The following is a 14,287-nucleotide window of genomic DNA, read 5'->3' as shown; positions in this document are numbered from 1 at the left end:
TGCAATGCTCAATCGGCTAAGGTTTCAATTTTGAAAGCATATGGGTCTAAAGCGCGGCGCGTTTTTTTCGAACCCGCTGGAGTATGCGCTAACGATCGCCGACAGCTAAAGGAGGGTGCGAATCAATCGATGCTCAACACCAAAAGTTTTGGGAGAGAACTGAAAAAAATGGGTTTTGATTTTTACAGCGGCGTACCCTGCTCCTTTTTAAAAAACTTAATCAATTATGCGATTAATGAATGCGAATATATAGGGGCGACGAACGAGGGAGACGCGGTCGCGATCGCTGCGGGAGCCTTGCTCGGAGGAAAGAAACCGGTTGTTTTAATGCAAAATTCGGGTCTGTCGAACGCCGTTTCTCCGCTCGTATCTCTTAACTATCCGTTTCGTATGCCGGTACTCGGGTTCGTGAGTTGGCGAGGACAGCCAGGTTACCCGGATGAGCCTCAGCATGAACTGATGGGGCGGATAACGACAAAGCTGCTTGATTCCATGCAGGTGAAGTGGATGTACTTGTCTAACGATATGGAGAAAGCCAAACGACAGCTGGTGCTGGCATCCCAGTATATTGAAAGCGGACATCCTTTTTTCTTTGTGGTAAAAAAAGGAACTTTCGCACAAGAAATATTGGAAAAACAGGAGCGTTCTTTCAGCGTTAACAAAGTAAGCGTTGCTGAGCACGCCGACGATCAGCTCCCTTCCCGCCAGGAAGCATTACGGGTGATCAATCGATGGAAGGATGCCAAAACGGTCCAGCTTGCGACAACCGGAAAAACCGGAAGGCAATTGTACGAAATCGAAGATGCCAGCAATAACCTTTATATGGTCGGCTCTATGGGGTGTGTCGGTTCCTTCGGCCTTGGGCTCGCGCTTAGTAAACCGGACTTCGATATCGTCGTGATCGATGGGGACGGCGCGCTGCTGATGCGCATGGGCAGCTTGGCTACGAGCGGTTACTATAATCCAGAGAATATGATTCATATCTTACTGGATAATAATGCCCATGATTCTACAGGGGGACAGATGACGGTATCCCATAACATTCATTTTGTAAATATTGCATCTTCCTGCGGTTACTCAAAGTCTATTTATATCCACAATCTAGACGAGCTGAACACATGCCTGGAAGAATGGAAAATGACGAAAGGCTTGACCTTTGTTCATCTCAAAATTTCTTCAAGCACCGAAGATGAGTTAGGCCGGCCGGCAATGAAACCTCATGAAGTCAAGGAACGGTTAGAGATATTTTTGAATCGCAATTTCTCCGAATTTGAAGGAGTGGGAAGCTGATGCAGCCTGTCAGAAGAAATATTTTACTCACTCCCGGTCCCGCAACGACAACGGATTCCGTTAAACTTGCGCAGGTGGTGCCTGATATCTGCCCGCGGGAAAAAGAATTCGGCCTGCTGATGGAATCTGTGTGCACAGATTTGACTCGTATGACTGCCGATCCGGACAGTTATTCGACCGTATTGTTCGGGGGTTCCGGTACCGCCGCAGTCGAGTCCATATTAAGTTCCGTCGTACATCATGGCGATGTGCTTTTGATTGTAAATAACGGCGCGTACGGCGAAAGGTTTTGCGAAATTGCCGAAGCCTACGGCTTGAACCATTTGATCTTTCACAGTCCTCCTCACGCCGCTATCGATCTGACTGCGTTGGAATCGCTTCTGAACAATAGCCGCCGGAAAATCACCCATCTCGCTGTCGTTCACCACGAGACGACAACCGGACTTCTTAATGATATTAAAGCGATTGGCGAATTGTGCCGGAGTCACCGAATTCACCTGATTGTCGATGCCATAAGTTCTTTTGCAGCAATTCCCATCAACATGAGCGAAATGAATATACATTATCTCGCGGCCAGTTCCAACAAAAACCTTCAAGCCATGGCCGGGATCTCGTTCGTCATCGCCGAAACGGAGTTATTGAAAAGAAAGCAGAATAAGAAATCGAAAAATTATTATTTGAATTTGTACGCCCAATATCGTTTTTTCTCTGAAACACGTCAAACCCGGTTTACGCCGCCCGTTCAAACCCTTTATGCGCTTAAACAAGCGATAGAAGAATTACAAGAAGAGGGCATTGAGCAAAGATATGAGCGATATCAGAAATGCTGGGAGACGTTAATCGCGGGCATCACACGGCTGGGTTTAAAATATATCGCCAGCGATAATCTCCATTCCAAGCTGGTTACGTCCATCTTCGAGCCGAACGTGGAAGGATACAGCTTCAAAGAGATGCACGACTATTTGCATAGCAGAGGCTATACGATTTATCCCGGCAAGCTCGACGAATATAGAACATTCAGAATCGCAAATATCGGTGATATCACATGCAGAGATATAGAGTCATTTTTGAATCTGCTTGAAACCTATCTGAATCGTAAAGGGTTTATTTAAGGAGGTGATCGTATCGAACACACCGTCATTCGCAGCAAGATGAAAAAGGGACTTTCCATCATGAAAGACCCGATCATGAAGCATTATGTTCCGGATACGGATTGGTTTGAATATTCATCCCTCCATAAAATGCTGAAAACCTATTCGTGCGTTTATATAAAACCGGATAGCGGAAATAAAGGGACTGGGATCATCCGTGTCAAGAAGCTTAACTCTAAAGAATGTGAGATTTCATATAAAAAAACCACGAGCCGTAGCTCACCGGATAAACTGTATTCGCGAATCAAAAAGATTCTGAAGCCCGAAAAGAAATACATCATCCAACAAGGGGTTGATTTGGCCACTTACCAGAATCGCCCCTTCGATGTGCGGGTTGTCTTGCAAAAACCTCTGGGCAAGTGGCGTGCGACGTTAATGTCCGCCAAACTCGCACCTCACAAGTCATCGGTCGTCACGAATGTAGCGAAGGGCGCAGAGGACCGTAATCTTTACAAATTGCTCAAGGGAACCGATCAATCCTTGAACAGTTTTGCTGTCTTGCGGGATTTAATGGATGCATCCCATCAAATCGCGCAAATTCTCAGTTCCCATTTTCCACTTAACATTCTCGGGTTGGATATGGGAATCGATAAGAAAGGAAAAGTGTGGTTCATCGAAGCCAATACGAAACCGGAATGCTCAGGGATGAAGAGGTATGACGGGAAGTTGTATCGGAGATATCTACATGCCAAAAAAATAATAAAAAAGGAATGATGACATGGGCTTTAAATGGGATGGTTCAAAGTGGGAGATACATCGTCTGTATTCCAAACATTCCGAGCTCCGCAAAATTTTGCCTCCGACATCGATTCTGACTCTAAGCTCCCTTTCGAAATACTTGGATAAATACAAGTCGGTATATGTCAAAGGAAACAAAGAGCATAAAGGCTCAGCAATCATAAAGGTTTGGAAAACAGAAGAAGGTTATCATTTCATTAAAGTCAAGGGGAAGCCGGTTACCGTGCAATCGATCGATGAACTATATGATAAGCTCAGAGACGGACGAAGTAAAAACTCGGTTCTCATCCAAAAGACCATTCATTCGCCTATGATTGAAGGAAGACCCTTCTCCATTCGCGTTATGTTAATGCGAGACGGGAAAGAAAAATGGCACTACGCGGGGATGCTGGCGAAAGTCGCAGGAACAGACAGCGTAGTGACCAATGTTCGACGCGGTGGAGGGTATGCGACCACAATCGACAATGCTTTGGCCAAATCATTAGGCTACGGTCGCGAACGAATCGCGAGCATAAAACGCGACTTGATCCGCCACTCTTTTAGATTGATTCGATATGCTGCCAAAAAGGGGTATCGAACCCATGAGACCGGTATTGATTTTGGTATCGATTATCTGGGGAGGATATGGATTATCGAGGTAAACCTTGCATATCCCTCGTATAAATTGTTTGACCGATTGGAAGATAAAACGTTCTATAATAAGATCACAAGTTTGGCGGCTGACTACAAAAAGAGCCGAAAGAAGTTCGCGTAAGGAAAAGCGGGATCCAGAATTCAACTGGATTCCGCTTTTTTGCGCTTATTTCAATATCGGAATCCAAACTTCACACGTGTAGTCCTCTGCCGTTGAATCGCCCGGGAGGTATACCTCAATCTCGGGAGCTCCCGAATGCTCATACCCCGTAGCCGGAAACCACTCCTGAAAGATGCGTGTGAATAAGCTTTGTATGGCCCCCGGCAGCGGACCAACGGAGGTAAAGATCACCCAGGTGCAAGCTGGAATCATTCGCACGGTTAATCCTTCCGCAGGTGCTATTTCGGCTGCCTCGCTTGCGATCATATAGGTAAAATCCTCATTAATATCCATCGTGATTCCCAACAAACGGTGATGCGGGTCCGAAGAAACGAGTTTGCGGATCGTTCCGTCCCGATGACAGTCGCTCCAAAAGCTTTGCCGCGAATAGCTTTCATCCCCGCACATTAATTGTACGGATTTACCCGTTACCATGAATGCCTCTTTATCTTCTATCCTATAAACAACCTCTTTATCTCCTGTGAATAGAAGCTGAAACGAGATACGTGGAAAAGCCTTCAGGATAGCTCCCGGACGCCGTGCTTGCGAGGGAGAGATACCGTGAATTTTGCGAAATGCTTTGGAGAAGGCTTCCGGTGAATCGTATCCATATTTAAGGGCTACATCGACCACCTTGGAGGAGGAAGTCGCCAATTCATTGGCTGCTAGAGTTAATTTGCGTTTGCGCGTATATTCGGCGACCGTTAATCCCGTCAACATATGGAACATTCGTTGAAAATGAAACGGTGACGAATAAGCGGCCTTTGCGATCGTTTCGACGTTCAGCGGTTGGTCCAGATTCTTCTCCATGAGTTCCAGCGCATTTCTCATCCGTTGTAATCCGTCCAATTGTCTCACCTCTGCCGTTCTTGCTTCATTAAATTAACTATACTCGATTTCAGGTCGTTTAAGGAGAAGAAGAAATCTGTTCGCTGCGAGCACAAAATGACAGGATCGATTCTCACCTGCGTGGTAGCATGGATGAATAAAGAAGCTACGAAGAGGGGGGCGGCAAAAGATGAACCGAACAGTGAAGATTACCGGTTTGATAGTAGTGACTTTGGGCATGCTGCTCATTCTAGCATTTGGAGTCTCAAGCCGAATGAACAACGAGCGATTTCTGGCTCCGGACGATGCCTCCTGGCTGTACACGAATGGACCATGGACAGCTTCGGAGGATCCGTCTTTAGGAAAGGTAATGGTCGGGACGCTTACAGGGGCGAAGGCCAAAATCGAAACGAATAGCAGTTACGCGACGCTTAAGCAACGGGGCACCGGGGGAGAAATCAAAATTTCGGTAGACGGAAATCCTGCCGTTACGCATGTTATTCCAAGCGACCAATCGTGGCATTATCTTCCCATTTTTACGAAACAAACGGGGTGGCATAAGATCGAAGTCGCTTTTTCGAATTCCAATTATGAGATCGGTGGAATGTACATCGACAAAGGCGCTGACGTGAGAAAGCCAGAGGAACAAAAGAAAAAAATCGTCGTCATCGGTCACAGCTATGCCGAAGGGTGTTGCCTCAACAATAAAGGCTTCTTCTCGTTCTCCTCGATCGTAGGCGATAAACTGGATATGGAGAGCATCAATGTGGGAATCGGAAGAACGGATATTAACGTTGGCGGAAAATCGAGCGGCTTAAGCCGGGTTGGCAGCGACGTGATTTCCTACAAACCCGATTATGTGCTGTCAGTATACGGCTTTAATGCCATACGTGATATTAATCGTGGAGACTCCTCCCATAACCAATACCAGGCGGACTACGTGACTTTTCTCAAGTCCATTACGGACGCACTGCCTCTCACGCATGTGTTTGCCAGCGGGATTATCTCCATAAGAGGCATGTCCGATGAGATGCTTGCTCCCTACAATCAGGATATCAAGAACGCCTGCTCCCTCGTTACGAATTGCACCTTCGTCGACTTGTCGGGGAAATGGAATGACGACAACTATGCAAAATACCTTTCCGATACCGACGGGATACATCCGAGTGAAGAAGGATACCGATTCCTCGGGGAAGAGTATTCGAGAGCCGTACTCAGTGTGGTCAAGAAGCAGCAATCGAGCAAATAGGAGCAAGGATTATCTCGAATTACGTTAGAACATATATCGTTAGAGATCCGCGCCCAGCGCGGTTTCTTTATTTTATGGATATAACTTCTTGTCCTTTGCTCAAGACAAGTTATATGGTTCTCCGAAAAGAGGCGTAATCGCAACATTTTGCGGGCACCGGTAAAGCCGATGCCGGCTCTTTGGCGGAGGCAATGCGGCACGCTATGGATAATTTATTCAGAATGAGTCGATCCCAATGTCGATGGGCAAAGGTCTCATACATATACAAACAACAAACGAGTTACAGGATGTCAGTGTTGTTCGATATATGTTCTTGTCCTGGGGCAAGCTATACACGAACGTGCACTATATCGGGGAAAACGACCCTTATATGACGACCTCACTATCTGCCGCACATCGGATTATAGAGAAGATGTACTGCTAGAAACCGCATATCACATTGAAGATGCTTGCTACGGCATATTCCAGCGTCGGTTTCCAAGCAGGTCGACTACCTAGGAAGAGCGTGCTTAAGTGTTTAGACCTTCTCATCTTAAAATGAAGGGGAGTTAACATGGCGGTTGAGTTTAAAACTTGGGACAAACAGTTCATTGCTGGAGCATGGCGCACTGGTCGCAGTGAGAGACAATACACAAACCGGAATCCGTTCGACGAATCGGAGTTGGTTACCATCCGTTTAGCCTCCAAGGAGGATGTGGAGGAGGCCTATCGCTCTGCTGCGACAGCGCAAGTCGAGTGGTGGGATCTTAACCGGTACACACGTTCTGCCATCATGATGAAGGCAGCCGACATTGTGGAGAAGCAGCGGGAAGACCTGATTGAGATCCTTACGATTGAGACCGGCAGTTCGCATCTCAAGGCGGAGACCGAGGTCGACATGTTTATCGGAGACATTCGTTATTATGCTGCGATTCCAATGAACATGACCGGGGAAATTCGGCCCTCGGTCATTCCTGGCAAAGAGAATCGCGTGTACCGTTTACCTGTTGGGGTTGTCGGTGTGATCAGCCCATTCAAGGGTAACGTAGTGGAGAGGATAAAGAGTATTACTGGCGGCGGCGTGGATCATGCAGTTGAGGCCAGCGGACGTCCGGAAAACACACGAAACGCAATCGATAGCCTTCAATTATTGGGGGTTGCGGTACAAGTCGGCGGTTCGAAGCTGGGCACGGAGGCCACTGTTGATCTAAATACGATTTTGTTTGAACGAACGCTCAGTGGGTTTTTGATGGGCCGAAGCGTGCCCCAATTGTACATTCCGGCGTTGATTGAGTTGTACAAAAAGGGAAGATTCCCGTTTGACAGACTGATCAAATACTATGCATTCGATGAGATCAATCAGGCGTTCGAGGATTCCGCCAAAGGGATCACCATCAAACCGATCATTACATTTGAATAGCTCATAATCGCAATAACGCGTTTATATCACCGTTAGGAACTCGGAGTTGCACTGTTTTGGGACTCCGCTGCGGCAATGAAAATAGCCGGGCGATACTGGAATAGAACGGCTGTTGATTAAGTGTCGGAGGATAAGAACATACATTTAATAAGACCCGCGCTGTGCGCGGTTTTTTCGTTTTATGGGTACAAGTTCTTGTCCTTTCACCAATTACGCCGCGCTTAGTGAGTATGCCTGTTGAGCGGCAAAATCGAGCATCTCTTCCGTTTCCGGAATTCTGCCGATTAGAACCAGTTATGAAATTGTTAGCTATCAGCAAGAAACGACATACTTAACATTTATTGGACTTTATACTATTCAATGAGAATTCTTAATCCACCATTCTGAAGTTGCGCTAAGGCAAATTTATTAGAGGAGGGAATTTATTCGCATGATAACAAAAGTCAAGCCTCTTTTCGGAGGCTTTATTAGGAAAGTTTTAATTATCCTATCAATTCCATTATTGGTAATCAATTTTTCTTCTCGCTTCGTTGTTTCGGCCGACCCGGGGACTTCTCCCACTTGGGTTTCCTTCGGGAATTTCGGAAGCGGAAACGGGCAATTTGATCATCCTAGGGGGATAGCCGTCGACTCATCTTTAAATATTTATGTGGCCGATACGGGGAATAACCGAATTCAGAAATTTGCTTCCGATGGGACTTATGTGACCTCATTCGGCACGAGCGGATCCGGGAATGGACAATTCAATTCGCCTTCAGACGTCGAGTTGGATTATGAAGGAAATATATATGTGGCCGATACGGGGAATAACCGAATTCAAAAATTCGATAAAAACGGAAATTATCTGTTAACTTTCGGTCCCGATTCTGTGGTTGGACCATTGAATTCACCCAGAGGTATAGCACTCAGCGCAGGATTATATGTTGCGGATACCGGAAATAATCGGCTTATCGTGTTTCAGGATAACGGGGATGTATACTTACTAATACCAGGCCCATTCCTATTCCCATTCGGAGTAGTTCTCAACTTTGGAATTCCATTCGTCGCCGACACTGCTAATCAACGAATCGTTAATTCGGACGTCACGTGGGTCTGGGGAAGAGGCGGATCCGGGAATGGAGAATTCAATAGTCCCCAAGGGATCGCTGCACAAGCAGGTAATATTTATGTTGCCGATACTTTAAACAACCGAATACAAGAGTTTGATGGGTCGAGTAATTTCATACAGGCTTGGGGAAGTAAAGGGGCGGGAAAAGAGCAGTTTGATGAGCCCTCCGGTGTAGCCGTTGATCAATATGAAAATATCTATGTAGCGGATACATGGAATAACCGAATCCAAATCATCATGCGGAACTCTTCCGCTTCAATTCCTGCATCAAATGTGACGGTTTCCAATCATCCAGCGCCAACCCCAGATACGGTGTCCGTAAGCGGATTGGCCGCGGGCGACGTGGTTAAGGTTTATGACGCGGCGGCAGACGGGAATCTGTTAGGGTCGTCAACCGTGGGCGCCGGTGAAACCTCGGCAACGGTGAGCATTCTGCAGCTGGGAACCGGCTCGGGGACGGTGTATGTCTCGGTTACGAACTTGGGGAAGGCGGAAAGCTCTCGTACGGCAAAAACTTACGGCTCAGAGCCTGTTGTGCAATCGACGGCGCCTTCCGCATCCGACGTAACGGTGTCCAATCATACAGCGCCAACCCCAGATACGGTGTCCGTAAGCGGATTGGCCGCGGGCGACATGGTTAAGGTTTATGACGCGGCGGCAGACGGGAATCTGCTGGGGTCGTCAACCGTAGGTGCCGGTGAAACCTCGGCAACAGTGAGCATTCTGCAGCTGGGAACCGGCTCGGGTACGGTATATGTCTCGGTTACGAACTTGGGGAAGGCGGAAAGCCTCGTACGGCCAAAACTTACGGCTCTGAGCCTGTTGTGGCTGTACAGCCTGTTGTGCCTGTACAGCCGACTGCTCCAATTACGATTATAGGAGAATTAAAGGTAAAAGGTCCCCAAGCAAACGGATCTGTCGGTTTACCAAACATCCTGGGTTCGGGCGTATCTTTGACGGCTGCCGTACTCTCTGCGGATGGGAATTCAGCGGAAATCGCCAATTTGACGATCGCTTCAAACGGACAATTCCAGTTAGCAAGCAATTTGGCTCCCGGACAATATCCGGTAATTATCCATGTCGTCGCGCCAACCGGAGAAGAGTTATCCGGAATTGCGGGGTCATTAACCGTTCAGGCGAATGGAACGGCTTCGATTCAAACGGATTTCATCTATCCGAATGGCGTGATTCAGGATCGCGAGACGCACAAACCCATTGCCGGAGTCGAAGTTCAGCTTTTCTGGGCCGATACAGAGTTGAATCGAAGCAAGGGCCGAATCCCCGGTTCCCCGGTGAAATTGCCGAAGCTTCCTGCGGACGTGATCAATCAAAACCATAATCCGCAGGTCAATAACGCGGATGGCCAATATGGCTGGATGGTCTATCCCGATGGCGACTTCTATGTGATTGCAAAGAAAGAGGGGTATGAAACCTACGATAGCCGAAAGGATCCGCGCGATGAATCTCTGGGGGGCTTTAGCTACATTCGGAATGGATTGATTCACGTTGGGGAAATCATGCCGATATTGAATATTACCATAACCAAACAACATAAGGAAGGAAGTGAGAACAACGGCCCAGGCTATATTAATGGGTATGCAGATGGAAGCTTCCGTCCCAATCGTCAAATTACGCGCGCAGAATTAGCTGCGTTACTTGCAAGAGTGCTGAATTTGCCGGCGACAGCAGAAACCCCGATAGCGGTTTTGGATGTTCCGAGCATGCATTGGGCGATGCAGCCGATTCAAGAACTGATCGGGAACCATGTGTTGGTCGGCTATCCGGATGGAACATTCCATCCCGATTCGCCTGTTACTCGAGCGGAAATGGCGAGCATTGCGGCCCGCGCGATGAATCTCGATGCCACACCAACGAATGCGTTCTCCGATACGAAGAATCATTGGGCTTCCAGTGCCATAAGAGCGGTGCAGGCTGCCGGGTTGATGAAGGGATATGGAGATGGCGCTTTCTACCCCAATCGGCCGTTAACACGTGCAGAGGCGGTAACGATCATCAATCATATGCTAGGAAAAACGGTACCAAAGGATTCGAAGCCGCCTAAATGGCGCGATGTTCCTCCTGACCATTGGGCTTATGACCAAATTCAAGCGGCATCTCAGTAATGCGGACGCGAGAGAAGCCGACCGATGAAACTGCGTAATTTTCAAACCAGTTTATGGTGAATTATCGTCCTGATCCGATTGAAGTCCGCCATTTGCGCGGAGTTCAATCGGATCAGGCTGCACCTGTCGAAGGTGCTATTGAGCAAGCCAAACAAGCCGCTGGAGAAAAAGACGTCATGGTAGTGGGCGGCCCGATCGTTGGGCAGCAATTGTTAAAGGCTGGTCTCGTCGAGGAATTGCAAATTGGCATTTCTGGTGAGGCAGGGACATATAAGGATATGTTTGTCTAACGACACAAAAGCGGGACATAACTGAGAGGACGGAAGCTTGAGAAATCAAGCTTTTTTATTTTTATATAACCCTGGTTTTGTGTCGTGCCGAAACGCACAAATATCTGGGCTAAGTGTAACTGATTTGTCCCGATTTGCTATTGATGTCGATTAAGAAGCATCATGACGAGCAGCGGTTGGGACAGCAGCCCATGTAAATTCGCACAATACATCCAACGATGTAAATTCTTGTCCTTTATGAATATATGTTCTTGTCGTCCGATATTAAGGATAAGCAGCCGTTTGGTAAAATGTTTGGCTATTTCACAAAACCCGTATTTTATACATATGTCTGTAAATCTACTTAGAGCCATTAAGGCGCTTTCCTTTTGTCCTTAATGAGCAGACATGATACTGTATTGTTGGGTCAAAAAATCGGAATACAGTAATCCTTCTTGTCCAATTATTCGGCGTACAATTTTAATGCCGCAAATACAAAGGCTTCATATGTCAGAATGTTCTCTCGCTAAATTCACAACTTGGAGTGTTCAAAAAGTGATTCGCCACCAACGTAATTAATGAAGTGGAAAACATTATTACTTGTTGTCCTCATTAGGAAATATTTATAACTTCTTGTCCTGCGCAAAAGACAAGAAGTTATATTCATAAAACAAAAAAACCGCGCTGGGCGCGGGTCGATGTGGATATATGTTCTTGTCCTCCTTCATTTATGGAGTGTCAATGTATATTATTGCTTTTTAGCTCTTAAGAAATAACTTCCCCATCTTTTGTCCTTTCGTTCGTTAATTTCTTGTATCACGAGTTCAAACAAAGAAGCAAAGTAAGCCGCAGAAATTCTCGGCAGCTTGATGTCGTTTAACTATTGATTTAGGGGTAGTACCAGCGTCGCTGTCACCAGGTGCAAACGCATGGATATAAATGGAAAAACATCCAATGCGGATGGTTTTTCCTAAATTGACAGTACTAGCGGCAGCCCGGTTTGTTTATTAAACTATCCCTTGGCTTACCGTAAATGTCCAATATTCACTTTTGCTTTACCGCTATTGATTTATACATGCAGGTTCTTTTCATAATTTGTTGCTGAACAGTTTGAGATTTTCTAAAAAACGTATCATCCATACTGAGTTCGATCAGCGCCGTCTTAATAGCTTCAATAGCAAGATCCTCATTTTGAAGTATATAAAAAGCAATTTGATAACCATGTGTTTCTAGCTTCTTCAGTATTTTGACCTTCTCAGCCAAGCCAATCACCGGATTCATATCGCTTACCTCACCTAAAAAAAATGTAGCTGCTTTCACTGAATTTATCTTAATTCCACGCTTACCTACTAAGTCGAAGAAATTTTTATTTAACCGGTATCTGCACCGTATCACCCGTTTTCTTTAGGATAAGCTGCAAAGATTGAAGATTCTCCGGGAGGGTATCATACTCCAGTGAAAAAGCTCCGGTCTGAGACTGCATGAGCTGCTGAATAAAGATACCGAATCTCCATTGGCGATCAGATCCATTCCGTTCAGAACGGCTTGATTCAGTTGTTCATTTTCCGCTTGAAGTGTGCCTTCAATCAAAGTCATCGTCGGAGTTGCGGTAATCGTGCCGATGCTTATCGTTTGGCCATTAACGGTAACATTTACGGATTGTTTGATCTTGGTAGGCATCGCTTCATCCGGCCGGTAAGGGAACGTAATTTGTCCCTCCCGTCGTTGATCGCTTTCCGGCAGCTTATACCAATACGAAAGCGTTAATTTCTTGGCAAGCGGGCTGACAGGATCGAAAGCCAAATATCCTTTGGTCTCGGTAACCCCGCCAGTTGGTCCAGATGTTGCTCCACGTAGTATATGATGGGAATCCGTTTGAAAACCTCTAATCCCAGTAGGATCAAAACCGTCGTAACTCCGAAGCCCATTCGGGTTGCTCAAGGTATAGTACAAGATAAACTGATTTTCATCCGACATAATGCCGTTGATGGTAAGCATAGTACCGTCCTCAAGTTGGAACCGCTCGTTAAGAGCCTGCCCCTTCCCCTGCTTGTCTAGTTCGCTAAGAGTGTCGTATACGGCTTCGTCAAAGCCGAGCAGCATCTTGCCGTAATAGGCTAACGCATGGTATTGGTTTCCAGTGAACAGCATAACCGCAAGGACAGCTGCCGCGATTGTCCAACTTCTTTTTACATTCCATTTCGCTTTTCTTCTGGGGACTGTGGTGTTTAACGCATTTCTTAATCTTGCTTCCAACTCTTCAGGGGCGGAAAGTTCACTTAACCGCACTTTCTCTTCCAAGAACCGATCTTCAATGTTGCTCATCTGCAAGCCTCCCGTATAACGCTCTCAGTTTCTGAAGCCCTTGATAAATTCTTGATTTGACCGTTCCCGTCGATACGTGGGTCATCGCAGCAATCGAACCATAATCCAGATCATGAAAATATTTTAGTTGAATGGCTTCGCTTTGGTCAGCGTTCAGATGGGTCAGTAGCGCTTGTAGATCCATCTGCTCTTCCACTTGGCTATAATCGGATTTTGCGGAAGAGTCGATTTGCCCCTTGCTCACTTCTAGCTGGTCTCCTAGTGGGATTACCTTGTTGTTTCTTTTCAACGAGCGTTTGCATTGATTGACCAGAATGGTCTTGCTCCAGGTGTAGAAGGACTCTTCTTTCTTCAATTGGCCGATCCGCTCATAAAGCTTCACGATCATTTCCTCTAAGACATCCATGGCATCCTCTTCATTCCTCATGTAGGAATAAGCTAGCCGATAATACGCGTTTTTTTCTGATAAAATCAATTGAAGCAAAGCCTCCTTGTCCCCCTTTTTCGCTTTCTTAACCATATTTACTACATCCATTTTTTCACCTCTATTACTAAGAGCCTCGAGCAACTCAAAAGGTTCATTCCATCGCAAAAAAATAAAAACCGCGATGCTCGCGGTGGTTTGCTTCACTTTGACAGAAAAGATTGGCGATAATGCTTTTTTATATGTGTAGCGACATGAATATACCCTCTTATCGGACAAGAACATATCCCCATAAGTTTTACGATATGAACATACCCTCTTATTTGATTTGCGACGATTTGGTTTCATTGAGAGCCACATTAAGCAGAAATTATAGAAGGTCCGAAGGATGGTTAGGGCGTAATGAGCATACTTTGGATTGAAGTTAGTATAAATATAGCTTTTACCATCCCCTCTTGCTGTTATAAGCTGTCGCTCCAGAATTGAGATATTGTTACTGCTAGCGCATAATGCCCAGCAGATGACGGCATAAGTTGTCCAGCATTAGTCGGATAAGCTGTCCGCATCCGGATAAAAACCGGGGAGAATCA

General features: G+C 46.2%; 13 protein-coding genes. 9 read left to right on the top strand and 4 right to left on the bottom strand.

Going from position 1 to position 14,287, the window contains the following annotated elements:
- The first annotated feature begins 129 nt into the window (after positions 1 to 129).
- From aepY to SD71_RS12095, 4 genes are read left to right on the top strand one after another with little or no spacing between them, the layout of a single operon-like run.
- The gene (gene aepY / locus SD71_RS12110) at positions 130 to 1,290 is read left to right on the top strand and encodes a phosphonopyruvate decarboxylase (protein WP_041063725.1); all 1,161 of its coding nucleotides are present in this window, start codon (positions 130 to 132) and stop codon (positions 1,288 to 1,290) included.
- A complete protein-coding gene (locus SD71_RS12105) occupies positions 1,290 to 2,402 on the top strand; it encodes a 2-aminoethylphosphonate aminotransferase (protein ID WP_041063546.1) in 1,113 nt (370 codons plus the stop codon). Before aepY ends, SD71_RS12105 begins: the two co-directional genes overlap by 1 nt.
- Before the next feature lie 60 nt (positions 2,403 to 2,462).
- Complete coding sequence (locus SD71_RS12100; protein ID WP_161793384.1) at positions 2,463 to 3,155, top strand: YheC/YheD family protein; 693 nt, start codon at positions 2,463 to 2,465, stop codon at positions 3,153 to 3,155.
- A gap of 4 nt (positions 3,156 to 3,159) precedes the next feature.
- Positions 3,160 to 3,933, top strand: a complete 774-nt coding sequence (locus tag SD71_RS12095; RefSeq protein WP_041063541.1) for a YheC/YheD family protein — start codon at positions 3,160 to 3,162, stop codon at positions 3,931 to 3,933.
- A gap of 45 nt (positions 3,934 to 3,978) precedes the next feature.
- Here the strand turns inward: SD71_RS12095 and SD71_RS12090 are convergent, their stop codons facing one another.
- Positions 3,979 to 4,821: an AraC family transcriptional regulator gene (locus SD71_RS12090; protein ID WP_200889597.1), complete on the bottom strand. Its 843-nt coding sequence runs from the start codon at positions 4,819 to 4,821 to the stop codon at positions 3,979 to 3,981.
- A gap of 169 nt (positions 4,822 to 4,990) precedes the next feature.
- Here SD71_RS12090 and SD71_RS12085 point away from each other — a divergent pair, with 169 nt between their 5' ends.
- The 5 genes from SD71_RS12085 to SD71_RS12055 all read left to right on the top strand — a co-directional run bounded on the left by SD71_RS12085 (position 4,991) and on the right by SD71_RS12055 (position 10,969).
- Entirely contained in the window at positions 4,991 to 6,049 is a 1,059-nt protein-coding gene (locus tag SD71_RS12085; protein ID WP_041063538.1) for an SGNH/GDSL hydrolase family protein, read from the top strand.
- Positions 6,050 to 6,602: 553 nt separating this feature from the next.
- Positions 6,603 to 7,448, top strand: coding sequence for an aldehyde dehydrogenase family protein (locus tag SD71_RS22255; RefSeq protein ID WP_052476209.1), 846 nt, complete (start codon positions 6,603 to 6,605; stop codon positions 7,446 to 7,448).
- Between the two features lie 430 nt (positions 7,449 to 7,878).
- The gene (locus tag SD71_RS22250) at positions 7,879 to 9,435 is read left to right on the top strand and encodes a 6-bladed beta-propeller (RefSeq protein ID WP_052476208.1); all 1,557 of its coding nucleotides are present in this window, start codon (positions 7,879 to 7,881) and stop codon (positions 9,433 to 9,435) included.
- Positions 9,381 to 10,679 (top strand): S-layer homology domain-containing protein, encoded by a 1,299-nt coding sequence (locus tag SD71_RS22245; protein ID WP_152619438.1) that lies wholly within the window; start codon positions 9,381 to 9,383, stop codon positions 10,677 to 10,679. Before SD71_RS22250 ends, SD71_RS22245 begins: the two co-directional genes overlap by 55 nt.
- Before the next feature lie 92 nt (positions 10,680 to 10,771).
- Positions 10,772 to 10,969: a dihydrofolate reductase family protein gene (locus SD71_RS12055; RefSeq protein WP_052476206.1), complete on the top strand. Its 198-nt coding sequence runs from the start codon at positions 10,772 to 10,774 to the stop codon at positions 10,967 to 10,969.
- Positions 10,970 to 11,992: 1,023 nt separating this feature from the next.
- Here SD71_RS12055 and SD71_RS12050 read toward each other — a convergent pair.
- From SD71_RS12050 to SD71_RS12040, 3 genes are all read right to left on the bottom strand, one after another.
- The gene (locus tag SD71_RS12050; protein WP_152619436.1) at positions 11,993 to 12,268 is read right to left on the bottom strand and encodes a hypothetical protein; all 276 of its coding nucleotides are present in this window, start codon (positions 12,266 to 12,268) and stop codon (positions 11,993 to 11,995) included.
- Positions 12,269 to 12,352: 84 nt separating this feature from the next.
- On the bottom strand, positions 12,353 to 13,273 hold the full coding sequence (locus SD71_RS12045; RefSeq protein ID WP_041063529.1) for a DUF4179 domain-containing protein: 921 nt from the start codon (positions 13,271 to 13,273) through the stop codon (positions 12,353 to 12,355).
- The gene (locus SD71_RS12040) at positions 13,260 to 13,976 is read right to left on the bottom strand and encodes an RNA polymerase sigma factor (protein ID WP_326998741.1); all 717 of its coding nucleotides are present in this window, start codon (positions 13,974 to 13,976) and stop codon (positions 13,260 to 13,262) included. Before SD71_RS12040 ends, SD71_RS12045 begins: the two co-directional genes overlap by 14 nt.
- Positions 13,977 to 14,287 lie beyond the last annotated feature (311 nt).

It is taken from the genome of Cohnella kolymensis (assembly GCF_000829465.1).
Classification (GTDB): domain Bacteria; phylum Bacillota; class Bacilli; order Paenibacillales; family Paenibacillaceae; genus Cohnella; species Cohnella kolymensis.
The sequence above is the reverse complement of the archived record's forward strand: the minus strand, read 5'-3'. Positions and strand labels throughout refer to the sequence as shown.

Excerpts from the sequence above, each read along its gene's own strand:
- aepY (WP_041063725.1), top strand. The coding sequence starts at position 130 with ATGCTCAACACCAAAAGTTTTGGGAGAGAACTGAAAAAAATGGGTTTT.
- SD71_RS12105 (WP_041063546.1), top strand. The coding sequence starts at position 1,290 with ATGCAGCCTGTCAGAAGAAATATTTTACTCACTCCCGGTCCCGCAACG.
- SD71_RS12100 (WP_161793384.1), top strand. The coding sequence starts at position 2,463 with ATGAAAGACCCGATCATGAAGCATTATGTTCCGGATACGGATTGGTTT.
- SD71_RS12095 (WP_041063541.1), top strand. The coding sequence starts at position 3,160 with ATGGGCTTTAAATGGGATGGTTCAAAGTGGGAGATACATCGTCTGTAT.
- SD71_RS12085 (WP_041063538.1), top strand. The coding sequence starts at position 4,991 with ATGAACCGAACAGTGAAGATTACCGGTTTGATAGTAGTGACTTTGGGC.
- SD71_RS22255 (WP_052476209.1), top strand. The coding sequence starts at position 6,603 with ATGGCGGTTGAGTTTAAAACTTGGGACAAACAGTTCATTGCTGGAGCA.
- SD71_RS22250 (WP_052476208.1), top strand. The coding sequence starts at position 7,879 with ATGATAACAAAAGTCAAGCCTCTTTTCGGAGGCTTTATTAGGAAAGTT.
- SD71_RS12045 (WP_041063529.1), bottom strand. The coding sequence starts at position 13,273 with ATGAGCAACATTGAAGATCGGTTCTTGGAAGAGAAAGTGCGGTTAAGT.